24 protein-coding genes are annotated in these 21,591 nt (G+C 72.8%); 9 read left to right on the top strand and 15 right to left on the bottom strand.

All coding sequences use genetic code 11. From position 1 onward, the window contains the following. Positions 1 to 8 precede the first annotated feature (8 nt). From BMW85_RS02940 to BMW85_RS02890, 11 genes are all read right to left on the bottom strand, one after another. Positions 9 to 824 (bottom strand): alpha/beta fold hydrolase, encoded by an 816-nt coding sequence (locus tag BMW85_RS02940; RefSeq protein ID WP_091076443.1) that lies wholly within the window; start codon positions 822 to 824, stop codon positions 9 to 11. Next, complete coding sequence (locus BMW85_RS02935) at positions 800 to 1,186, bottom strand: VOC family protein (RefSeq protein ID WP_091076441.1); 387 nt, start codon at positions 1,184 to 1,186, stop codon at positions 800 to 802. Before BMW85_RS02935 ends, BMW85_RS02940 begins: the two co-directional genes overlap by 25 nt. Before the next feature lie 98 nt (positions 1,187 to 1,284). Then, positions 1,285 to 2,241 (bottom strand): AraC-like ligand-binding domain-containing protein, encoded by a 957-nt coding sequence (locus BMW85_RS02930; RefSeq protein ID WP_091076439.1) that lies wholly within the window; start codon positions 2,239 to 2,241, stop codon positions 1,285 to 1,287. A gap of 97 nt (positions 2,242 to 2,338) precedes the next feature. Then, on the bottom strand, positions 2,339 to 3,268 hold the full coding sequence (gene lipA, locus BMW85_RS02925; protein WP_091076437.1) for a lipoyl synthase: 930 nt from the start codon (positions 3,266 to 3,268) through the stop codon (positions 2,339 to 2,341). 42 nt (positions 3,269 to 3,310) lie between these two features. Further along, complete coding sequence (locus BMW85_RS49200) at positions 3,311 to 4,294, bottom strand: M48 family metallopeptidase (protein WP_091076435.1); 984 nt, start codon at positions 4,292 to 4,294, stop codon at positions 3,311 to 3,313. Positions 4,295 to 4,352: 58 nt separating this feature from the next. After that, positions 4,353 to 5,045 (bottom strand): lipoyl(octanoyl) transferase LipB, encoded by a 693-nt coding sequence (gene lipB, locus BMW85_RS02915; RefSeq protein ID WP_091076432.1) that lies wholly within the window; start codon positions 5,043 to 5,045, stop codon positions 4,353 to 4,355. Positions 5,046 to 5,082: 37 nt separating this feature from the next. Continuing rightward, positions 5,083 to 5,820 carry a Type 1 glutamine amidotransferase-like domain-containing protein gene (locus tag BMW85_RS02910; RefSeq protein WP_091076429.1) on the bottom strand — a complete coding sequence of 246 codons (738 nt, stop codon included), beginning with the start codon at positions 5,818 to 5,820 and terminating at the stop codon, positions 5,083 to 5,085. 35 nt (positions 5,821 to 5,855) lie between these two features. Continuing rightward, positions 5,856 to 6,749: a TIGR01777 family oxidoreductase gene (locus tag BMW85_RS02905; protein WP_091076426.1), complete on the bottom strand. Its 894-nt coding sequence runs from the start codon at positions 6,747 to 6,749 to the stop codon at positions 5,856 to 5,858. A gap of 95 nt (positions 6,750 to 6,844) precedes the next feature. Beyond that, complete coding sequence (sucB, locus tag BMW85_RS02900) at positions 6,845 to 8,299, bottom strand: 2-oxoglutarate dehydrogenase, E2 component, dihydrolipoamide succinyltransferase (RefSeq protein WP_091076424.1); 1,455 nt, start codon at positions 8,297 to 8,299, stop codon at positions 6,845 to 6,847. A gap of 38 nt (positions 8,300 to 8,337) precedes the next feature. Beyond that, positions 8,338 to 9,702: a dihydrolipoyl dehydrogenase gene (gene lpdA, locus BMW85_RS02895; RefSeq protein ID WP_091076421.1), complete on the bottom strand. Its 1,365-nt coding sequence runs from the start codon at positions 9,700 to 9,702 to the stop codon at positions 8,338 to 8,340. A gap of 51 nt (positions 9,703 to 9,753) precedes the next feature. Further along, positions 9,754 to 11,220: a leucyl aminopeptidase gene (locus BMW85_RS02890; RefSeq protein WP_091076420.1), complete on the bottom strand. Its 1,467-nt coding sequence runs from the start codon at positions 11,218 to 11,220 to the stop codon at positions 9,754 to 9,756. Positions 11,221 to 11,328: 108 nt separating this feature from the next. On the opposite strand from BMW85_RS02890, the gene BMW85_RS02885 reads away from it, so the two are divergent. From BMW85_RS02885 to BMW85_RS02875, 3 genes are read left to right on the top strand one after another with little or no spacing between them, the layout of a single operon-like run. Further along, the gene (locus BMW85_RS02885) at positions 11,329 to 11,688 is read left to right on the top strand and encodes a GntR family transcriptional regulator (RefSeq protein WP_091076417.1); all 360 of its coding nucleotides are present in this window, start codon (positions 11,329 to 11,331) and stop codon (positions 11,686 to 11,688) included. Continuing rightward, positions 11,685 to 12,656 (top strand): SdpI family protein, encoded by a 972-nt coding sequence (locus BMW85_RS02880; RefSeq protein ID WP_143082072.1) that lies wholly within the window; start codon positions 11,685 to 11,687, stop codon positions 12,654 to 12,656. Before BMW85_RS02885 ends, BMW85_RS02880 begins: the two co-directional genes overlap by 4 nt. After that, complete coding sequence (locus BMW85_RS02875) at positions 12,653 to 13,576, top strand: CPBP family intramembrane glutamic endopeptidase (protein ID WP_091076412.1); 924 nt, start codon at positions 12,653 to 12,655, stop codon at positions 13,574 to 13,576. Before BMW85_RS02880 ends, BMW85_RS02875 begins: the two co-directional genes overlap by 4 nt. A gap of 61 nt (positions 13,577 to 13,637) precedes the next feature. Here the strand turns inward: BMW85_RS02875 and BMW85_RS02870 are convergent, their stop codons facing one another. After that, entirely contained in the window at positions 13,638 to 14,606 is a 969-nt protein-coding gene (locus BMW85_RS02870; protein WP_091076410.1) for an adenosylcobinamide-GDP ribazoletransferase, read from the bottom strand. Positions 14,607 to 14,639: 33 nt separating this feature from the next. Here BMW85_RS02870 and BMW85_RS02865 point away from each other — a divergent pair, with 33 nt between their 5' ends. Beyond that, a complete protein-coding gene (locus tag BMW85_RS02865) occupies positions 14,640 to 15,440 on the top strand; it encodes an ABC transporter ATP-binding protein (RefSeq protein WP_091076408.1) in 801 nt (266 codons plus the stop codon). A 9-nt stretch (positions 15,441 to 15,449) separates the two neighbouring features. Here the strand turns inward: BMW85_RS02865 and BMW85_RS02860 are convergent, their stop codons facing one another. After that, a complete protein-coding gene (locus tag BMW85_RS02860) occupies positions 15,450 to 16,451 on the bottom strand; it encodes a bifunctional adenosylcobinamide kinase/adenosylcobinamide-phosphate guanylyltransferase (protein ID WP_091076406.1) in 1,002 nt (333 codons plus the stop codon). A gap of 118 nt (positions 16,452 to 16,569) precedes the next feature. On the opposite strand from BMW85_RS02860, the gene BMW85_RS02855 reads away from it, so the two are divergent. Then, the gene (locus BMW85_RS02855) at positions 16,570 to 16,776 is read left to right on the top strand and encodes a hypothetical protein (protein ID WP_091076403.1); all 207 of its coding nucleotides are present in this window, start codon (positions 16,570 to 16,572) and stop codon (positions 16,774 to 16,776) included. 79 nt (positions 16,777 to 16,855) lie between these two features. Here BMW85_RS02855 and BMW85_RS02850 read toward each other — a convergent pair whose 3' ends face one another. Beyond that, positions 16,856 to 17,857 (bottom strand): aldo/keto reductase family protein, encoded by a 1,002-nt coding sequence (locus tag BMW85_RS02850; RefSeq protein WP_091076401.1) that lies wholly within the window; start codon positions 17,855 to 17,857, stop codon positions 16,856 to 16,858. A gap of 57 nt (positions 17,858 to 17,914) precedes the next feature. Between BMW85_RS02850 and BMW85_RS02845 the strand changes: the two genes are divergently transcribed. Beyond that, positions 17,915 to 18,865: an SMI1/KNR4 family protein gene (locus BMW85_RS02845; protein WP_143082071.1), complete on the top strand. Its 951-nt coding sequence runs from the start codon at positions 17,915 to 17,917 to the stop codon at positions 18,863 to 18,865. On the opposite strand, the gene BMW85_RS02840 is transcribed toward BMW85_RS02845, so the two are convergent. Then, a complete protein-coding gene (locus BMW85_RS02840; RefSeq protein ID WP_281249544.1) occupies positions 18,862 to 19,446 on the bottom strand; it encodes a DUF3043 domain-containing protein in 585 nt (194 codons plus the stop codon). The genes BMW85_RS02845 and BMW85_RS02840 overlap by 4 nt on opposite strands. Positions 19,447 to 19,598: 152 nt before the next feature. On the opposite strand from BMW85_RS02840, the gene BMW85_RS02835 reads away from it, so the two are divergent. Genes BMW85_RS02835 through htpX form a run of 3 tightly spaced genes read left to right on the top strand, consistent with a single transcriptional unit; the run spans position 19,599 to position 21,591 of the window. After that, positions 19,599 to 20,411 carry a PspA/IM30 family protein gene (locus tag BMW85_RS02835; protein ID WP_177240461.1) on the top strand — a complete coding sequence of 271 codons (813 nt, stop codon included), beginning with the start codon at positions 19,599 to 19,601 and terminating at the stop codon, positions 20,409 to 20,411. Further along, the gene (gene pspAA / locus BMW85_RS02830) at positions 20,408 to 20,686 is read left to right on the top strand and encodes a PspA-associated protein PspAA (RefSeq protein ID WP_091076392.1); all 279 of its coding nucleotides are present in this window, start codon (positions 20,408 to 20,410) and stop codon (positions 20,684 to 20,686) included. Before BMW85_RS02835 ends, pspAA begins: the two co-directional genes overlap by 4 nt. Before the next feature lie 5 nt (positions 20,687 to 20,691). Continuing rightward, positions 20,692 to 21,591 carry a zinc metalloprotease HtpX gene (htpX, locus tag BMW85_RS02825; protein ID WP_091076389.1) on the top strand — a complete coding sequence of 300 codons (900 nt, stop codon included), beginning with the start codon at positions 20,692 to 20,694 and terminating at the stop codon, positions 21,589 to 21,591.

The following is a 21,591-nucleotide window of genomic DNA, read 5'->3' as shown; positions in this document are numbered from 1 at the left end:
AGAACCGCTCATCCGCGGACGAAGAACTCCAGCAGCTCCGGCGCCAGCGCCTCCACCGTCACCGCGTGCGTCTGCTCCTCCAGCACCCGGTGAACGGCCCCCGGCAGCGCCGCGGCCACGGCCGCGCCCGCCCGGCGCATCCAGGCCGGGCTGTCCTCGCCGTTGAGCACGAGCGCCGGCCGGTCGATCCCGGCCAGCCGCGCGGCCGGCAGCGCGTTGCCAGGCCCCATGACGGCCGCCTCGTACGCCAGCGTGTGCGCCGTGGCCTCGGCCGCCGCCCAGAACGGCTCCGCCCGCATCCCGGCCACGGCCTCGGCGGGCACCTCGGCCGCCTCCACCATGAACCGCTCAACGACCGTGTCCCGCCGCCCGGCCGCGACCAGCGCGGCGAGCTGCTCGGCGAAGTCGTCAGGCAGCGGCGGCGCGGAGTCGTCCACGTGGTAGGGCGGCTCCCACAGCGCGAGCTCGGTCACGCCGGGCAGCCGCGTGGCCGCCTCCAGGGCCAGCGCCGCCCCCGACGACCCGCCGAACACCTTGGCGCTCCCACCGGCCGCCGCGATCACCGCGGCGAGGTCCTCGACCTCCCGTTCGACCGCGTACGGGGCGATGTCCCCGCTGCCGCCCCGCCCCCTCCGGTCGTAGCTGAACACCGTGAACCACGGCGCCAGGGCCTCGGCCAGGCCCGCCATGGTCGGGTGCGCGCGCTCCATCATGGCCCCGGCCACCAGCACCACCGCCGGACCCGAGCCGTAGCGGTCGTAGGCGATGGGCGTGCCGTCCGCGGAGACGGCCGTGCCGCTCAGGACGCCGGCTGCACCAAGCACAGCGCCTCCCAGTGGTGGCCGTCGAGGTCGGCGAAACCGCGCTGGTAGCGCACGCCGTCCTCCTGCTTGACGCCCGCCGGGGTCGCGCCCGCGGCCAGCGCCCCGTCCACCAGGGCGTCCACCTGCTCGGGGTTCTCCATGCCGAGCACGAGGATCGCCTCGGTGGCCTTGTCCGCGTCGGAGATCTCCTTGGCGACGTACGAGGAGAACACCGGCTCGGTCAGCAGCATCACCTGCGTCTCCTGGTTGATGATCACCGACGCCATGCCCTCGGCCATGCCGAAGAGGGTGAAACCGAGGCCGGTGAAGAACTCCTTCGACCGGTCCAGGTCCTTGACGGGCAGGTTCACGAAGAGCTGCATTTCCGGATCCTTATCTTCTGCCGTGTCTGCTTGACACGACCGATTCTGCCGGGACCCTGAGCGCCGGTCTTGTGTTCGCGTGCCCGGCCGGTTGACGTTCAGCGCACTTCCGAGGCGCGGCGGTACTCCGCCGGCGACATCCCGTACGCGCGCCGGAACAGCCGGCTGAAGTGCGCCGCGTCCGGCAGCCCGTAGCGGGCGGCGATCGCGCTCACCGGCTCCGTGCCGCCCCTGGCCAGCTCCGCGCGGCAGCGCTCCAGCCGCCGCTGCCGGATCCAGGCGGCGACCGTCGTCTGCTCGGGCTCGAACAGCCGGTGCAGGTAGCGGAGCGAGATGTGGCAGGCGGCGGCGATCGTGGCCGGGTCGAGCTCGGCGTCGCCGAGATGCTCCTCGATGAAGGCGTGCACGCGCAGCAGGAGAGTGCGCTGCCGGGAGTCCTCGGGCAGCGCCCGGGTCAGCTCCAGCCGCTCGGCGACCGCGGCGCCGACCAGGTCCATCACCACGGCCGACAGCCGCGCGGCGCTGGCCGGCGTGTAGGTGGCGTGGTCGGCGGCCACCCGCCGCAGCAGCGGCACGGCCAGCGCGCCCGCGCCCGACTCCGTGCCGATCGGGGCCGCGGCCAGCTCGGCGACGGCGTCGACGGGCAGGGCGAGCAGCTCGCGCGGCAAGCTGAACACCGCGAGGCGCACCGCGCTGTCGTAGGCCAGCTCGTAGGGCCGGGTGAAGTCGTAGATGGCGAACTCGCCGCGGCTGAGCTGGGTGGCCCGGTCGGCCTGCGCCAGCCGCGGGCTGCCGGACAGCGCCAGCACCACCCGGTAGATCTCCGGGTTGCCCTGGCCGATCTGGCCGGCCGTGCGGTGCACGCTGTGCGGCGTCGAGGTGCGTACGGTGCCCACCCCCACCGGGCCGAGCCGGCCGAGCTCGATCTCGCCCCGCAGCGGGGCGTCGGGATCGATGCGCAGGTCGAGCGGGCCGAGCGTGTCGCACACGACGCTCCGCCACACCTCGTGGCGGCGCGCGGCAGGTAACTCGCTGGTGCGGACCAGCACCCCCATGAATGATCACCCCGTCGTCGGTGGTGCCGCCATGGTAGACGAGACGGCAGACGAGGGCGGGGCCCGGAGCCGCGCTCCGAGCCCCGCCCCGGCCGTCTCAGGCGCTCTGACGCGCCGCGATGGCCTGCTGGTAGAGCCTGCCCGCCCGGTAGGACGAGCGGACCAGCGGCCCGGACAGCACCCCGGCGAAGCCGATCGCCTCGGCCTCGGCCTGCAGCTCGACGAACTCCTCCGGCTTGACCCAGCGCTCCACCGGGTGGTGACGCGGCGTCGGCCGGAGGTATTGGGTGATCGTCAGCAGGTCGGTGCCGGCCGCGTGCAGGTCGCGCATGGCCTCGACGATCTCCTCGCGGGTCTCGCCCATGCCGAGGATGAGGTTGGACTTGGTGACCAGCCCGGCCTCGCGGGCCATCGTGATCACCTTGAGCGAGCGCTCGTAGCGGAAGGCGGGACGGATGCGCTTGAAGATGCGCGGCACCGTCTCGACGTTGTGGGCGAACACCTCGGGCTTGCTGGAGAAGACCTCCTCCAGCTGGTCGCGGTCGCCGTTGAAGTCGGGGACCAGCAGCTCGACGCCGCAGCCGGGCAGCAGCGCGTGGATCTGACGGGCGGTCTCGGCGTAGAGCCAGGCGCCGCCGTCGGGCAGGTCGTCGCGGGCGACGCCGGTCACGGTCGCGTACTTCAGGCCCATCTGCTGGACGGACTCGGCGACCCTGCGCGGCTCGTCGCGGTCGTACTCCTTCGGCTTGCCCGTGTCGATCTGGCAGAAGTCGCACCGGCGCGTGCACTGGTCGCCGCCGATGAGGAACGTCGCCTCGCGGTCTTCCCAGCACTCGTAGATATTGGGACAGCCCGCCTCTTCACAGACCGTGTGCAGGCCCTCGCGGCGCACGAGCGATTTCAGCTCGGTGTATTCGGGGCCCGTCTTCAGCTTGGTCTTGATCCACGGGGGCTTGCGCTCGATAGGGGTCTCGGCGTTGCGCACCTCCAGGCGGAGGAGCTTTCGGCCTTCAGGAGCAACGGTCACGTCCCCAGCTTACGTCCGTGTCCGGGCTCACCCGGCCGCGGGTCAGGAGATGAGGCCGAAGCCGCGGATCGCCCGCGCGTAATGGGCGCGCAGCTCCTCGTCGATCCGGCCGGAGGCGGCGCCGCCGAGCAGTTCGCCGTCGGGCGCGGAGGTGAGCACGCCGTCCTCGGTGAGCAGGAATCGGGTCAGCGCGCCCTCCCTGATCGCGGCCACGCTCTCGCCGCGCAGCGCCGCCGCCTGGATCGGCGCCAGGTAGCCGTGGCCGGCGGCCAGCTCCTCCAGCTCGGCCAGCTCCTCGGGCGAGGCCGCGCGCAGGGCCAGCTCCCGCTGCCTCCGCCGGGCCGCCGCCTCGCTCGCGGGGGCCAGCCGCGCCAGCGCGTACCTGGCGAGCAGCACCGGGCCGCCGAGCACCCGGCCGAGCAGGCGGCCGAAGAAGCCCGCCACCTCGTACGCGGTGCCCGGCTGGTCGGCGATCCCCAGCGACGAGGCGGTGATCTTCGTCTGGGCCTCCTCCCGCACGCGCAGCGGGGCGGCCTCCATGAGCGCGTCACGCCAGGCGTCCAGCGTCTCCATCGCCCCGCCGACCACCAGCTCCTCGCGGGTCGGCACCCGCGCGTACGCGAGCGCCAGCAGCGTCACCCGCTGCCGGGCGGGCAGAGCCAGCCACAGCGGCAGCCCGATCACCAGCACCGGGCGGCGGAGCGGGCCCACGCGGCCGTACCAGGTGTCGGTCGCGAGGTCGCGCACCGCCACCTCGCGCGGCCGGGGCACGCGGATCCGGTCGGCGACCCGGTCGGCCAGCGCGTACAGCTCGGGCGCCGCCGCGCGCTCCAGCACCTCGGCGTCGCCCGCCATGGCCCGCAGACGTGGACGCAGTACCCAGGCCACGGCCAGGCTCAGCCCGCCGAGCAGCCAGGCGAGCGGCGAGGTGACGTGGGCGGCGATGGCCCACCCGCCGAGCGCGGCGAAGCTCAGCGTCATCAGGTGCACCAGCAGCGCGAGGACGAGAGCGATGAGGCGCTTCACACGGGTGATGGTAAATCTGGAAACGTCATCGTTCGGCCGGTGCTCGGCTGCGATTCGGTCACCGTCGGAGCAGGTCCTCCTCGTGCAGCTCGAAGCCCTCCTTGCCGAGCGCCTCGGCCAGCCGCTTCTCCGCGATCGGCATGACCTCCTCGGCCACGATGCGGCGGCCGGTCTCGGCCGACAGCGAGGAGACGCCCACGTCGGGCAGCCCGCACGGCGCGATGCGGTTGAACCAGCGGGGGTCGTTGGCGCAGTTGAGCGCGAAGCCGTGCATGCTGACGCCGCGGGCGACCCGGATGCCGACCGCGCCGAGCTGCCGGTCGGGCAGCCCCAGCGCGGGGTCGCCGATCGCCCACACCCCGGCCCGGCCGGTCACCCGGCGGGCCGAGACGCCGAAGTCGGCGCACACCTGGATCATCGTCTCCTCCAGGCGGCAGATGTAGGCCACCACGTCGGTGACGCCGACGATCGGGTAGGCCACGAGCTGCCCCGGGCCGTGCCAGGTGAGCCGGCCGCCCCGGTCGACGTCGACGACCGGGGTGCCGTCGGAGGGACGCTCGGCGGGCGCGGTGCGCTTGCCCGCCGTGTAGACGGGCGCGTGCTCCAGGAACAGGACGGTGTCGGGCAGCTCGCCCGCCACCCGTTTGCCGTGCGCCCAGCGCTGGAGCGACCAGGCCTGCTCGTAGGGGACGTCGACGCCGAGTCGGACGATGGCCAGTGCGTGGGGATCGTCCCCGGGGATGGGGCGCATGAGCCTATTGTGCCGTTCCCTCACCCTTGAAGGAAATTCAGGGGGTCAGCATGCGCGGTTCGATCCGCAACTCCTTGACCCCGCCGGCCCCGTCGTGCTCCAGCTTGTAGGCGTAGCCGCCGGGCGCGACGCTCACCGCCTGGATGAACTCGGTGCCCACGTAGTGCAGGGCGACGCCCTCGTCGGCGGCGTAGCCGCCGGGCAGCTCGCCGCTCGCCACCGACTGCTGCAGCAGCGGGCGGCGCTGCGGGTCGGAGTCGTAGTGGACGCCGCAGGAGTAGGGGAGCAGACCCAGGCCGTCGGCCCACACGCGCAGCTCGGGGCCGAAGGAGTCGGTGTTGCCGCCCACGTGCCAGCACAGCGCGCCCGCGCTCTGCCCCGACAGGACCACCCCGGCCCGCCACGCCTCGGTCAGCGCCTCGTCCAGGCCGTGCAGCCGCCACAGCGCCATCAGGTTGGCCACGCTGCCGCCGCTCACATAGATCATGTCCTGTTCCAGCAACCAGGCTCTGGGATCGGGCACATTGGGCATCGGGAACACCGTCAGATGGCTCACCTCGACGTCCCAGCCGGCGAACGCGCCGTACATCTTCAAGATCCAGTCGGCGTCGTCGCCCACGGCGGTCGCCAGCAGTCCCAGCTTGGGGCGGTCCTGGCCGGTCAGGTCCAGGCCGTAGCGCAGCAGCCCGCTCGCCTCCACGAACGAGTAGCGCGGGCTCGGGCGGAACGAGCCGCCCCCGATCGCGAGGATGTGCGACTGGCCTGACCGTGTCATCTGGGACTCCCCACCTGCAGAGAAACGAACGGCCACTAGAGTACGGCGCTCAGCGCCGCGTCGAGTCGGGTATGAGCGAAGCGGTAGCCGCTGTCCGCCAGCCTGCCCGGCAGGACGCGGTGACTGGGCAGCAGCCCCGCGCGGGCGAACTCGCCGAGGCCGAGCGAGAGCGCGAACGCCGGCACCGGGATCGGCATGGCGCTCCTGCCGACCGCCTTCGCCAGCGTACGGGTGAACTCGGTGTTGGTGACGGGGGAGGGCGAGGTGAGGTTGACCGGCCCGCGCACCTCCCGCTCCCTGATCAGGTGCAGCACCGCCCCCACCCAGTCGGCCACGGTGATCCACGACCAGTACTGGCGGCCGGTGCCCAGCGGCGCCCCGAGGCCCATCCTGAACAGCGGCAGGACGCGGCTGAGCGCCCCGCCCCGCTTGCTCAGCACGAGCCCGCTGCGCAGCAGCACGGTGCGGACGCCGGCCTCCTCGGCCCGCACCGCCTCGCCCTCCCACCGCCCGCACAGGTCGGCCAGGAAACCGGCGCCTTTGCCGGCGCTCTCGTCGATCTCCCTGTCGCCGGTGTCGCCGTAGAAGTCGACCCCGGAGGCCGACAGCAGCACCTCGGGCGGGCTGGACAGCTCGCGCAGCGCGCCGACCAGCGTGCGGGTGCTGTCCACCCGGCTGGTGACCAGCTCCCGCTTGTAAGCCTCGCTCCAGCGCCGGTCGCCGATGGACGCGCCCGCGAGGTGCACGGCCGCCTCGGCGCCCTCCAGCGCGTCCAGGCCGGAGAGCCGCTCGCCCGGCCGCCAGGACACCTCTCCCGGACCGCGGGCCGGCCTGCGCACCAGGCGCACGACCTCACGCCCCTCGGCCCGCAGCGCCTCGGTCAGCGCCGTCCCCAGCAGCCCCGACGCCCCCGTCACGATGATCCCCATGACCTCACAGTACGCCCGCAGGCGCCGCTTCCCGCCGCTGGGACACGAACGGCCGGGCGCCCCCGAGGGGAACGCCCGGCCGTCCGGGTGGAGCCTTACGCGAGGCCGAGCTGCGCCTCGAAGCGGCCCTCCTCCAGACGACGCTTGATCGTCGTGAGGAAGCGGGCGGCGTCGGCGCCGTCGACCAGGCGGTGGTCGTAGGTCAGCGCGAGGTAGACCATCGAGCGCACCGCGATGACCTCGCCCTCCTGCGTGTCGAGCACGACGGGACGCTTGACGACCGCGCCCGTGCCGAGCATGCCGACCTGCGGCTGGTTGAGGATCGGGGTGTCGAACAGCGCGCCGCGGCTGCCGGTGTTGGTCAGCGTGAACGTGCCGCCGGTGATCTCGTCGGGCGTCACCTGGTTGTTGCGGGTGCGCTCGGCGAGGTCGGTGATCTTACGGGCCAGGCCGGCCAGGTTGAGGTCGCCGGCGTTCTTGATGACCGCGGCGAGCAGGCCGCGCTCGGTGTCGACCGCCATGCCGAGGTTCTCGACGTCGAAGTAGGTGACCTCGTTGGTCTCGTTGTTGATCGTGGCGTTGAGCTTGGGGTGCTGCTTGAGCGCCTCGATCGTGGCCATCGCGAAGAACGGGGTGAAGGTCAGCTTCGCGCCCTCGCGGCGGAAGAAGTCGTCCTTCGCCCGCGCCCGCAGCTGCGCGATCTTGGTGACGTCGACCTCGACGACCGAGGTGAGCTGCGCGGCGGTCTGCAGCGACTCGACCATGCGCTTGGCGATGGTCTGACGCAGCCGCGTCATCTTCTCGGTGCGTCCGCGCAGCGTGGTGTCGACCTCGACCGCCTCGGGCGCCGCGGCGGCCGGGGCCTGCGCGGCCGGAGCCTGGGCGGCGGGAGCGGCCTGGGCGGCGGCGGGAGCCGGGGCGGCCGGGGCCGCCGCCTTCTCGCGCTGCGCCTTGGCGGCCTCCAGCACGTCCTGCTTGCGGATGCGGCCGCCCACACCGGTGCCGCTGATCGCCTCGAGGTCCACGCCGTGCTCGTTGGCGAGCTTGCGCACCAGCGGCGTGACGTAGGGGCTCTCGCCGGACGACGGGATCGGCGTGGGCTCGGCGGCCGGCTGAGCCGGAGCCTGGGCCGGCGCCTGGGCCTGCGGGGCCGGCTGCGGGGCCGGGGCGGGCGGCGGCGTCGGCTGCGCGGGCGCCGGCTGCGGGATGGAGGAGGCCTGCGGAGCAGGGGCCGGCTCGGGCTCGGGCTCCGGCTCGGGCTGGGCCTGCGGCGCCGGGGCCTCGGCGGCCGGGGCGGCCGCGCCCTCCTGGGCGTTCTCGTCGATGACGGCCAGCTCCGCGCCGACCTCGACCGTCTCGTCCTCGGCGACGACGATCTTCGTGAGGACACCCGCGGACGGCGACGGGATCTCGGTGTCGACCTTGTCGGTGGACACTTCGAGGAGCGGCTCGTCGGCCTCGACGCGCTCGCCCTCCTTCTTCAGCCAACGGGTTACGGTGCCCTCGGTCACGCTCTCGCCGAGCTGGGGCATCTGTACGGAGACCGGCATCGTTATTCTTCTCTCGCGTTCTGATCTCGAGGGCTGGACTAGTTGTGTACGTGCAGCGGCTTGCCGGCCAGGGCCAGCATCGCCTCACCCATCGCCTCGGACTGGGTCGGGTGTGCGTGGATGAGCTGGGCGACCTCTGAGGGCAGCGCCTCCCAGTTGTAGATCAGCTGGCCCTCCGTGACGAGCTCGCCGATGCGCCGGCCCACCATGTGGACACCGACGACCGGGCCGTCCTTCTGGGCGATGACCTTCACCGCGCCGGAGGTGCCGAGGATCTGGCTCTTGGGGTTGCCCGCGAGGTCGTAGACCTGCTCGACGATCTCGATGCCGCGCTCGGCGGCCTGGGCCGAGGTGATGCCGACCGAGGCCACCTCGGGGTCGGAGTAGGTGATGCGCGGCACGCCGTCGTAGTTGATGGGCGGCGGGTTGAGGCCGGCGATGTGCTCGGCCACCATGATCCCCTCGGCGAAGCCGGCGTGGGCGAGCTGCGGCGTCGGGATCAGGTCGCCAATGGCGTAGACGCCCGGGACCGAGGTGCGGCAGTGCTCGTCGACCACGACCGCGCCGCGCTCGACGGTGACGCCCTGCTCCTCGAATCCCATGCCGGCCGAGACCGGGCCGCGCCCGACGGCGACGAGCAGCAGCTCGGCGTCGAGCGTCTTGCCGTTGGCCAGGGTGACCACGACGCCCGTCTCGGTGGTCTTGACGCCGTCGAAGAAGACGCCCAGCTCGTACTTGATGCCGCGGCGGCGGAAGGCCCGCTCCAGCAGCTTGGAGCTCGACTCCTCCTCGGCGGGCAGCAGATGCGGCAGCGCCTCGACGATGGTCACCTCGGCGCCGAAGGAGCGGTAGACGCTGGCCAGCTCGACGCCGATCACGCCGCCGCCGAGAACGATCACCGAGCTCGGCACGTGGTCCATGCGCAGCGTGTGCTCGCTGGTGATGACGCGTTCGCCGTCGATCTCCAGACCGGGCAGCGACCGCGGGGCCGAGCCGGTGGCGAGGACGAGGTTGCGGCCCTCGTAGACCTCCTCGCCCACCTGCACCCGGTCAGGGCCGATGAGCCGGCCCTCGCCCTCGACGACCGTCACGCCCGCGCCCTTGAGCAGGCCCTGCACGCCCTTCCAGGCCCGCGTGACGATCTTGTCCTTGAAGGCGTGCACGCCTTGGACGTCGATGCCCTCGAAGCGGGCCCTGACGCCGTAGGAGGCGCTCTCGCGGGTCTCGTCGGCGACCTCGGCCGAGTGCAGCAGCGCCTTCGTGGGGATGCACCCCCGGTGGAGGCAGGTGCCGCCGATCTTGTCCTTCTCGATCAGGACGACCGACTTGCCCAGCTCGGCGGCCCTCAGCGCGCAGGCGTAACCGCCGCTGCCGCCACCTAGGACGACGATGTCGTAGGCCACAGGAAGGCTCCTTGGTCGGGGTGTTCGTGATGGCTCATCTTTTCATCTGTTTCAGATGCTCGCGTGCCGCTCGGCGAGTCCGATCAGGGTGCGGGTGATCGCGCCGGTGCCGCCCTTGGGGACGTATCCGTACGGCTCGCCCTTGTTGAACGCGGGCCCGGCCATGTCGATGTGGGCCCAGCGCACGCCGTCCGGCACGAACTCCTTGAGGAAGATGCCGGCGGTCAGCATGCCGCCGAAGCGCTCGGGGTGGAGGTTGGCGATGTCGGCGATCGGGGAGTCGAGGCCCTTGCGCAGCTCCTCGGGCAGCGGCATGCCCCAGGCGTTCTCGCCGGCGGCGCCGGCGGCCTCGACGACCAGCTCCCTGATCGCGTCGTCGTTGGCCATGACGCCGGCCGTGCGCCAGCCGAGCGCGACGATCTGCGCGCCGGTGAGGGTGGCGACGTCGACGATGAGGTCGGGGCCGTCCTCGGCGGCGCGGGCGATGCCGTCCATCAGCACCAGGCGGCCCTCGGCGTCGGTGTCGAGCACCTCGACGGTCTTGCCGCTGTAGCTGTGGAGGACGTCGGAGGGGCGCTGCGCGGTGCCGCTCGGGAGGTTCTCGGCCAGGCAGAGGTAGCCGACGGCGTTGACCGGCAGGCCGAGGCGGGCGATGCCGACCAGCGCGCCGAACACCGCGCCCGCGCCGCCCATGTCGGACTTCATCCAGTCCATGGCCGCGGACGGCTTGAGCGACAGGCCGCCCGAGTCGAAGGTGATGCCCTTGCCGACGTACGCGAGGGTCTTGGTGGCCTCGGGGTGGGTGTAGGACAGGCGGACCAGCCGGGGCGGGTTGACCGAGCCCTGGCCGACGCCGATGAGGCCGCCGTAGCCGCCGTCGCGCAGCTGCTTGTCGTCGAGCACCTCGACGCTCAGCCCGGCCTCGCCGCCCACCTGCTCGGCGATCTCGGCGAACTTCGCCGGCCACAGGTCGGAGGGCGGCGTGTTGACCAGGTCGCGGACGAGCGTGACGGACGCGGCCAGCACCTGCGCGCGCTCAGTAGCGGACTCGGGCTGCCCGGAGAGCACGGTCAGCTCGGCCACGGGCTCCTTCTGGTCGCCGGTGGTGCGGTAGCGGCTGAAGGAGTAGGCGCCCAGCAGGGCGCCGAGCGCGACGGCCTCGGCCTCCTCGGGCGTGCCCGCGGGCAGCGCGAGCGCGGCGCGGGCGGTGCCGGCCAGCGAGCGGACGGCGGCGCCCGCGGCCCTGCGCAGGGCCTCGGCGTCGTAGGAGTCGCCGAGGCCGACCGCGACCAGCAGCGGGGCGGTGACGGCGCCGAAGGTGGGCAGCTTGGCCAGCTCGCCGCTCTTGCCGGAGAAGGCGACCGCGCCGAGCGAGGCGGCCAGCTTGCCGCCGAAGGCCGCGTCGAGGGACTCGACGCCCGCGGGGGTGGGTCCGTCCTGGCCCGCCGTGAAGCCGACGATCAACGCGTCGGTGTCGAAAGAGACGGGATCTGCTGAGTTCAGCCGCACAGTGGTCACGTAAACCGATGCTATCCACGTCTTCTGGCTACTCACAAACAGGGGTTCATCCTACAAATCAATGTCGGCTGCCGTTTTCTGAGACATGGTGCTAGTGTCATTAGCATCATGCTGCTGACGCTCGATCTCAATGACGCACGGCCCCTGCACGAGCAGGTCGCCGGCGCCATCCGGCGCGCCATCGGGGACGGCTCCTACCTCCCGGGAGACCGCCTGCCTCCCGCCAGGGACCTCGCCCAGGCGCTCGGCATCAACCCCAACACCGTGCTGCGCGCGCTGCGCGACCTGCGCGACGAGGGCCTGCTGGAGTTCCGGCGCGGCCGGGGCGTCAGCGTCGCGGGACCGGCCACCGAGCAGGTCGCCGGCCGCGCCCTGCTCGTCCAGCGCGCCAGAGAGCTGCTGGAGGAGGCCCGGAGATACGGCTACGGCCGTGACGACCTCATCACGATCCTGGAGGAGCTCCCATGAACCCCCGAGTGACGGCGACGGCCTGGGGCCTGCTCGTGACCGCCGCGCAGATAGGGCTGCCCCTCGCCGTGCGTGACCGGCTGCCCGACCCCATGGCCACGCACTGGGGCCCCGGCGACCGGCCCGACGGCTCACAGTCCTTCACCGCCTACGTGCTCACGGTGACCCTGTTCTGGGTGGTGCCCTGGATCGTGGCGCTGGTCACGGCCGTCGAAGGGCGGACGCTGGCCCGCCGGCAGGGCCGCATGGCGTGGTGGGGCGCGTTGTTCGGGCTGAGCGTGCTCGCCCTGGGCATCAACCTCTCCAGCGTCCTCGCCAACCTCGACGTCACCGACTGGACGCGGGCCGAGCTCGAGGTCGTGCACCCGCTGCTGGTCATCGCCGCCGCGCTCGCCGCCGCGGTGCTCGCGGGCTACCTCGGCAGGGGAGGGCCGGACGCGCTCTCCGACGAGCGCAGGGAGCCGCCGAGCCTGCGCCTGCGGCCGGGCCAGCGGGCCGTCTGGGTCGGCCACGTCTTCAACCCCTGGCTGGCCCTGATCACCGTGGCCGACGCCGCCGTGCTCCTCGTGCTCGCCGCGCTCGGGCTGCTCGGCGTGACCGACGGGAACGTGGTGGGCCCGATCCTGCCCGGCCTGCTCATCGTCCTGGTGGTCGGGCTGCTGACCACCCAGGCGTCGGTCCGCGTCAGCGGCGACCGCGTCGTCATCGGCATCGGGCTGCTGCGGGTGCCGGCCCGCCGCATCCCGCTGTCGAAGATCGAGTCGGCCTGGTCGGAGGAGCGCTACCCCAGCCAGGTCGGCGGATGGGGCTTCCGCGGCCTGCCCGGCGGGGCCACCATCATGCTGCGCGGCGGCGAGTGCCTGGTCATCGGCTACCGGACCGGGGGCCGGCTGGCCGTCAGCGTGGACGACGCGGCGCGCGGCGCCTCCCTCATCAATGCCCTCATCGCGGAGCGGGTGGAATCATGAAAAAGCCTCTCATCGCCTTCCTCGTCCTCGCCTTCGGGCTCTCCTGGGCGGTGGCGCTGCCCGTCTGGCTCGACGGCGGGCTCGGCTCGCCCCTGACCACCGTGGCGGCCACGCTGATGATGTTCACGCCCACCGTGGGCGTGCTCGGGGCATGGGCGCTCACCCGCGCGCCGTTCCGTCAGTGGGCCAGGGAGACCGGGCTCACGCTCGGCGACCGCAAGGGCCGCACCGGCCTGTACGTCCTCGGCACCTGGATCGGGGTGCCCCTGCTGATCTTCGCGGCGGCGGCGGTCAGCGTCGCGGCCGGGCTACTGACCCTGGACCTCGACGGGCTGGGCCTGCTGCGCCAGGTGTACGAGTCGCGCGGCGTGCCCGTCCCCGACGACCTCGGGCAGGTGTTCGCGCTGCAGTTCGTGCTCGGCGTGGTCGCCGGCCCCCTGCTGAACGCCATCCCGGCGCTCGGCGAGGAGTGGGGCTGGCGCGGCTGGCTGCTGCCCCGGCTCGTCAAGGCGGGCGGCGTCCTGCCCGGGCTGCTGCTGTCGGGCGCGATCTGGGGGCTCTGGCACGCGCCGCTCACCCTGCTCGGCTACAACTACCCGCGGCTCGGGTCGTGGGCGGCGCTGTTCTTCGTCGGGTTCTGCGTGCTGGCCGGGGTGCTGTTCGGCTGGCTGCGGCTGCGCACCGGGAGCGTGTGGCCCGCCGTGGTGGCCCACGGCTCGCTGAACGCCGTCGCCGCCAACGTCCTCCTGCTCGGCGACCCCGCCGCGCCGCCGAACGAGGTGCTGGTCGGGATCACCGGGCTGGTGGGATGGGCGCTGCTCGCGGTGGTCGGCGCGGTGCTGCTCCGGTTCGCCCCGCCCCGCCCGCCCGTCCCGCCGGCGCCCCAGGAGCCCGCGCCCACGGCCGAGCCCGCCGTCTGAGTCCGCCGTCTGAGTCCGCCGTCGAGCCCGCTGTCCGAGCCCGCTGTCCGAGCCTGCGGTCTCACCCCATGACGGCGTACGCCACCAGCGTCGCCGCCGTGGCGGTCTCCACCAGCGCGCCGAGGACGTCGCCGGTGATCCCGCCGAGGCGGCGGCGGGCCCGCCGGAGCAGCGCCAGAGCGGCCAGCAGGCCGATGAGCAGGGCGAGCGGCAGGGTGAGGAACGCCGGCAGGCCCAGTCCGCATCCCACGGTCCCGTCGGCGACGACGACCTCGCCGGCCGACATCCACCCGCGCTCCCAGCCGGGGTCGCTCTCCTTCATGGAGTCGAGGAAGTTGGCGAGCCCTCCGTAGGACTCGCCGGGCTCGGGGGCCCGCTCGTCCGCGCCGGTCAGCCACCCGGTGACGGCCGACGCCCACGTACGGGGCCCTCCGTCCCAGGTCCCGGCATGGATGCTCAGCCCGAGGCCCGCGAAGGCGAGCAGCGCGGCCAGGGTGACGAGCCAGGGGGCGGAGGGGCGTACCGATCCGGCGACCGCCGCCCCCAGCCCGTCCGGCCGGGCGGCGGGCACGCCCGGCCGGCAGGCCCAGGTCAGCGCCAGCCGTCCCGTCACGCAGGCGGTCACCAGCGCCGCGTACCCCGTGACCGTGCCCGCCAGCGCCGCCACCTGCACGAGCAGGACGAGCAGCAGCGTCATCACGCCGAACGGCCCGATGTCCGACTTCTTCATGATGCCGAGCGCCTGATCGGCGGGCTTGCCGCTGCCCAGGCCGTCGGCCAGGTCGGCCAGCCCGTCAAGGTGCAGGCCACGGGTCAGCAGCGCGAGCAGGCCGACCGCAAGGGCCGCGCCCAGCAGCGGGTGAACGGGCAGGAGCAGCGGCAGCCCGGCGACCGCGCCGAGCACCAGCCCGATGACCGGCGCCATCGTCATCGCCTGCCCCGCGACCTGCCGGTCCACCCGCTCGACGCGGACGGGGAAGACGCTGAGCGTCCCGGTCGCGAACCGCAGTCCGTCCAAGAGGCGCCGCATAGCGGACGATCCTAGGGCCACTAGGGTGGCGGGATGCACGTGGTTGAACTCGAAGACGTGGCGGTCCGGGTCACCGGCAAGACGCTGCTGGACGGCGTGGACTGGCAGGTGGGCTACGGCGACCACTGGGTGGTGCTCGGCCCCAACGGCGCGGGCAAGACGACGCTGCTCTCGCTGGCCGCCGCCGTACGGCATCCCAGCGCGGGCGTGGTGAAGGTGCTCGGCCACCGGCTCGGCCGGGTCGATCTGCGCGAGCTGCGCCGCCACCTCGGCCTGGTCGCGGCCAGCCAGCGGCTCGTCGACGAGGGGCTGTTGGAGGAGGAGGGGGCGACCGCCCTCACCGTGGTGCTCACCGGCCACACGGGGACGAGCGCGCCCTTGTGGGACAAGTACGGCGACTCCGAGCGTGAGCGGGCCCACCGGCTGCTCGCCGACCTGGGCTGCAAGGACCTCGCCGACCGGCCGTTCCGGGTGTGCTCCCAGGGCGAGCGGGCGCGGATCCGGGTGGCGAGGGCGCTCATGGCCGATCCGGCGGTGCTGCTGCTCGACGAGCCGTTCGCGGGGCTCGACCTGCCGGCCCGCGAGGACCTCATCACCGCCGTCGAGGACCTCGCCGCCACCCGGCCCGTCCTCACCACCATCACCGTCACCCACCACCTGGAGGAGGTGCCGGCGACGACCACCCACGCCATGCTCATGCGCGACGCCAGGGTGCTGGCCGCCGGGCCCGTGGGCGGCGTGCTCACGCCGGCGAACCTCTCCGAGTGCTTCGGCCGGCCCCTCCACGTGGACCGGCTCGACGGCCGCTGGTACGCCCGCGCCCTCCGGCCCTGACAGGCCCTCTCACAGCTCCAGGACGCGGCCCGCGACGACGAGGGCGACGTGCTCCGACTCGGCGGCGAGCCGTTCGTTCAGCCGCCCGAGGGCGTCACGGAAGGCGCGCCCGCTGGCCGTGGCAGGCACCACGCCCATCCCCACCTCGTCCGACACCGCCACCACCGCCTGCGGCGCCTGCCGCCAGGCGGCCACCAGCTCGTCGCACCGCCGCCGGACCGGCGCCCGGTCGCCCTCCCACGCCCCGTGCTCGTCGAACACCGCCGCCAGCCACGTGCCGAGACCGTCGACGAGCAGCGGCGTGGTGGCCTCCGTGAGGGCCGCGACCAGGTCCGTGGTCTCGACGGTGTCCCAGTGCGCGGGCCGGCGCTCCCGGTGCGCCCGTACGCGGGCCGCCCACTCGCCGTCCCCCGCGCCGCCGGGGCCGGTGGCGACGTAGGTCACGTACGGCTCGGCCGCCAGCCTCAGCTCGGCCTCGGCCGACTTGCCCGAACGCGACCCGCCCAGCAGCAACACCCTCGGCCCCGCTTTTCTCATCGAGGTCCGCGGCACGGTCGTCCGCAGCACGGTCCCGTCCGGCACGGCCAGGGCGCCCCACAGGCGCAGCCGCCGGTCCAGCTCCGACTCCGAGCGGATCCGGTGGTCGAGCCCGACGGCCACCGCCGCCGCGTCCGGATGCGTACGCCGCAGCAGGCCGAGGCGTTCAGGCCGGTCGAGCAGGTCGATGAGCACCAGGTCGAGCCGGTCGGGCAGGTCCGCGGGCGGCTCCCGCCCGGGCGGCACGCACAGCAGCCCCCCGCCGTCCGGGCCGGTCAGCCCGAGCCCGCCGCCCCAGGCGCGATAGCCAGGCGGCACGTCGGCGAAGGGGAAAGGGACGCGCCCGTCCACCAGGACCTCGAACGGACGGCGGGGGCCGGCGGGCGGCCCGTCGCAGGAGAGGCAGGAGACGCAGCGGCAGCCGGGCTCGGGCCGGCCCGCCGCGCCCGCCGTGCCGGAAAGAAGCACTTCCACCGCGCCGAGCGTACAGAGAGCCCGCTCAGCGCCGCCCGCTGCGGGCGGTCGTTCACGGGTAGGGTTCGATTGCCGTCGGAAGGCGCGCCGGCGAACCCGCGGAGAAGGAGCGTGTGGCATGACATGGCGGTGGCGTTACGAGAACGCAAGTGGTGGTGAGGTGACGGACCGCCCTTTGCCGCGAGAGGTCTTCCCCAGCCAGGCGGACGCGGAGTCCTGGCTCGGCGAGAACTGGCGTGACCTGCTCGAGTCGGGTGTCGAACAGGTGGCCCTGCTCGACGAGGACCGTGTCGAGTACACAGGACTGTCGTTGCGCCAGGAGTGAGCCCCCGAACTGAGGAAGAACCCCTTGGGCCCGGCCGCGGCCCAAGGGGTTCTTTGTCGCTCTCAGCGCGTGACGAGGGTCACGCCCGGGGGCGGGGGCTCGTGGTCTTGGCCGGGTCGCGCTCGACGATCGGGCCGAGCGCGTCGTCGATGCGCCGCAGCACGTCCTGGTCCAGCTTGACGCCCGCCGCCTTGACGTTGTCGCGCACCTGCTCCGGACGCGTGGCGCCGACGATCGCGCTGGAGACGTTGGGGTTCTGCAGCACCCAGGCGATCGCCAGCTGCGCCATGCTGAGGCCCAGGTCGGCGGCGATCGGCTTGAGATCCTGTACGCGGGTCAGCACGTCGTCGTCCATGAACCGGGCGATCATCGCGCTGCCGCCCGCGGCGTCGGTGGCCCGGGAGCCCTCCGGCGGCTGCTGGCCGGGCAGGTACTTCCCGGTCAGCACGCCCTGAGCGATCGGCGACCAGACGATCTGGCCCACGCCCTCCTTCTCGCTCAGCGGCACGATCTCGCCCTCGATGACCCGCCAGAGCATCGAGTACTGGGGCTGGTTGGAGACGATGCGGTCGAGGCCCATCTCGTCGGCGATCTTCAGCGCCTGGGCGATCTGGTCGGCGGTCCACTCGCTGACGCCGACGTAGAGCACCTTGCCCTGGCGGACGAGGTCGTCGAACGTCTTGAGCGTCTCCTCGAGCGGCGTCTCGTGGTCGAAGCGGTGCGCCTGGTAGAGGTCGACGTAGTCCGTCTGCAGGCGGCGCAGGGAGGCGTTGACGGACTCGGTGATGTGCTTGCGGGACAGGCCGCGGTCGTTCTGGCCGGGGCCGGTCGGCCAGTAGACCTTGGTGAAGATCTCCAGCGACTCCCTGCGCACGCCCTTCAACGCCCGGCCGAGCACTTCCTCCGCCTTGGTGCCGGCGTAGACGTCCGCGGTGTCGAACGTGGTGATGCCCTCGTCGAGAGCCGCCTGCACGCACTGCTTGGCGGCGTCCTCCTCGACCTGGGAGCCGTGCGTGAGCCAGTTGCCGTAGCTGATCTCGCTGACCTTGAGACCGCTGCGACCGAGGTGTCGGAATTCCATGGGTCCGACCTTAATCCCGGAACATGGGGTGATCGGTTTCGGGATAGGGTGCGCGACGTGCTGAAGCTCGTACGGCTGGCGCTGACGGCGGCCGTCCTGACCGCGATCGCGATCCGGCTGCGCCGCCGGGCCCGCCTGCCCGATCGGCGTACGGAGCCTTCGCGTACGCCCCGGGGCGGGTCCGTCGGTCACGCGCGGATGGGCCTGGTCTGGGCGGGCATCGCGGCGCTCGTGGCGCTGGTCCTGACCGTCGCCCTGATCCCCGGGCAGACCCTGGGCGCCGCGTCGGCCCAGCGGACCCCTGTGGGCGTCACGCCGTCCCCGCAGAGCTCACTCACCCCGTCGCAACCCGCCGTGACGCCTCCGGCGGGCACGCCGACGCCGGAGGCAGGCGGGAGCGCCTGCCCGGCCGTCTCCCGCCCGGTGGCGGTGCGGCCGATCGACCCCGTCGTGCGGCGGGCCGTGAACCGGCAGTGGCGGCGCGTCGAGCGCTGGCTCAGGGCGAACGCCCCTCGCACCTACCGGACGCTGGCCGGCCCTGGCCGCGCCGGTACGATCGCCGTCGCCGAGGCCCAGATGGGCGTGGACCTCCCCGACGATCTGCGCGCCTCCCTCCTGCGCCACAACGGCTCGCGGGGCAGGTGGGCGTTCGGGCTCGGGTTCTGGGCGGACGGGTCGGCCAACCTCGGGATCCGGCAGATCAGGGACGCGTGGCGGCTCCTGTGCGGCCGGTCCGCCGCGGGCGGCTGGGAGGGCACGTGGATCCCGTTCCTCGCCACGACGGACCCCGCCGCCGCCGCGCCGTCGTACGCCGTGGCCGACGCCGCGGGCGGCGGCCTGCTCTGGGAGGGCGAGGAGGGCGGCATGTCCCCGCGCATGCCGTCCTACTACACGCTGGTGCGAGCCGTCGCCGACGCCCTGGAGCACGGCACGCCGCTCGACGGCCGGCGGCCGGTCGTGGTCCGCGGCGTCCTGCGCTGGCAGGCGGAGAGCCCGCCGCGCGGTTAGCGCTTCGGGGTGACCGGCTTGCCGCCGGGCGCCACCGTGGGCGGCGGGAAACGCAGCTTGCGGATCTGCAGCGCCCGCATGGCCGCGTAGAAGCCCACGCCCTTGACGCTCTCGTCCGGGAGCTTGCTCGCCACCTCCCGCTTCACCTTCCAGGCGACGTAGACGCCGGTGACCACCACGCCGATCATCATGATCGGCCAGCCGACGGCGATCACGATGTTGAGCACCGTCGCGCGGATCTCGGGCGGCCACGGCACCCAGGTGGCCAGCAGGATCAGTAGCGAGAACGGCAGGAAGTACTGGCTCGGCAGCCGCCGGGAGTCGACCCAGTCACGCGCGAACTTGCGCGCCGGGCCCTTGTCCCTGGCCGGGAGGTAGCGTTCTTCACCTGCGAGCATGCCCTTGCGGGCGCGGTCGCGCTCGGCGGCCTGCTTGGCCCGCATCTGCCGGTAGGCCTCTTTGCGATCCTTCGGCGCGTGCACGGGCTGGCGCCGGCGGCTCTCCTGATCGCGGCGCTTGGGTGTGGGACGTCCTTTACCCTGGGGCTTAGGATCGTCAACGGGGACGGGGGTGTCGTCCACTGAAGTCTGGGAACGGCGTCGCAACACGACGTCAACCCTACCTGGACTGCAACTTAGTGACGCCCCCGTGCGTTATGCGTAGGGTAATCCCAAGGCGGCTGCGCTGCATTGGGTGAACACCAGCACGACCTAGAAGGGGACGGCCGACGCGCATGAGCGTGATGAAGAGACTTTCGATGATCTTCAAGTCCAAGGCCAACAAGGCCTTGGACAAGATGGAGGATCCGCGCGAGACCCTTGACTACTCCTACCAGCGGCAGCTGGAGCTGCTGCAGAAGGTGCGCAGGGGTGTGGCCGACGTGGCCACGTCGCGTAAGCGGGTGGAGCTGCAGCTCAACGGTCTTGAGCAGTCTTCCAGGAAGCTTGAGGAGCAGGGGCGCAAGGCGCTGTCGGTCGGGCGCGAGGACCTCGCGCGCGAGGCGCTGCAGCGGCGTTCCGGCATCCAGAGCCAGATGGCCGACCTCAAGGTCCAGCACGACAACCTGCAGGCCGAGGAGGAGAAGCTGACCACGGCTTCCCAGCGCCTGCAGGCCAAGGTGGACGCCTTCCGCACGAAGAAGGAGACCATCAAGGCCACCTACACCGCCGCCGAGGCGCAGACTCGCATCAACGAGGCGTTCTCCGGCATCTCCGAGGAGATGGGCGACGTCGGCCTGGCGATCCAGCGCGCCGAGGACAAGACGGCGCAGATGCAGGCTCGCGCGGGCGCGATCGACGAGCTGCTGGCCAGCGGCGCGCTCGACGACGTCACCGGCACCCGCGGCGACGACATCCAGGCCGAGCTCGACCGCATGGGCGGCGGCATGGACGTCGAGCTGGAGCTGGCCCGGATGAAGGCCGAGCTCGGCCAGGGCCCGGCTCCGCAGTCCGCGATCGAGCAGGGCCAGCCGCAGCAGCAGGCCCAGCCGCACCAGCAGGGCCAGGGTCAGACCCAGCACCTGCGTCAGCCCGGGGAGAACGCATGATCGTCAGAATCATGGGCGAGGGTCAGATCGAGATCTCGCCCGACGACATCGCCGTGCTCAACGAGCTCGACAGCGAGCTCGAAGCCGCCATCGAGACCGGCGACGAGAAGGTGTTCCGCGTCAAGCTGCACGCGCTGCTCGACAAGGTGCGCCATGTGGGCAAGTCCCTGCCGGACGACAGCCTTGAGCCGTCAGAGCTGATCCTTCCCCCCGCGGACGCCTCGATCGAGGAGGTCCGGGAGATGCTGGGCGACCAAGGCCTCATTCCGGGCTGAGCGCCATGCGCACGCGTTTCGCGCCCGATCGCGGCCTCACCAACCGGATGGTCGTGACGATGTTCCTGCTCGGGCTGCTCTACGTGGTGTTCGTCGGCGTCCTGATCGCCTTGGGCGTCCGGGCGCTGACCGTACTGGTGGTGGCCGGCCTCCTGCTGCTGGTGCAGTACTTCCTGTCCGACCGCATCGCCCTGTTCGCGATGCACGGACGGGAGGTCTCGCCGGAGGAGGCCCCCGAGCTGCACGGCATGATCGACCGGCTCTGCGCGCTGGCCGACATGCCCAAGCCGAGGGTGGCGATCGCGGATTCCGACGTCCCCAACGCGTTCGCCACCGGCCGCAACCAGAAGAACGCCGTCGTCTGCGTGACGACCGGCATCCTGCGGCGCCTGGAGCCGCGGGAGCTCGAAGGGGTGCTCGCGCACGAGTTGTCGCACGTCGCGCACCGCGACGTGGCGGTGATGACGATCGCGTCGTTCCTGGGCCTCGTGGCCGGCCTCATGACCCGCTTCGCGCTCTACAGCGGGCTCGGCGGCCGGCGCGGCAACGGCCAGGGCGGCGTCCCGATCGGCGCGATCATCCTGCTCGTCTCGGTCCTCGTGTACGCCGTCAGCTTCCTGCTCACCCGCGCCCTGTCGCGCTACCGTGAGCTGGCCGCCGACCGCGCGGGCGCGCTGCTCACGCAGCGTCCGTCCGAGCTGGCCAGCGCGCTGACGAAGATCAGTGGTGACATGGCCAGGATCCCGACGCGCGACCTGCGCGAGGCGTCGGCGTTCAACGCCTTCTACTTCGTCCCGGCGCTGTCCGGCGGCCAGTCGATCGCGGCCCTGTTCTCCACCCACCCGTCGCTGGAGCGCCGGCTGCAGCAGCTCGCCGGCATCTCGGCGCAGCTCGGAAGGGGTTGA

The organism is Nonomuraea wenchangensis (genome assembly GCF_900111685.1).
Lineage (GTDB): Bacteria > Actinomycetota > Actinomycetes > Streptosporangiales > Streptosporangiaceae > Nonomuraea > Nonomuraea wenchangensis.
This window is presented reverse-complemented; position numbering and strand designations above follow the sequence as displayed.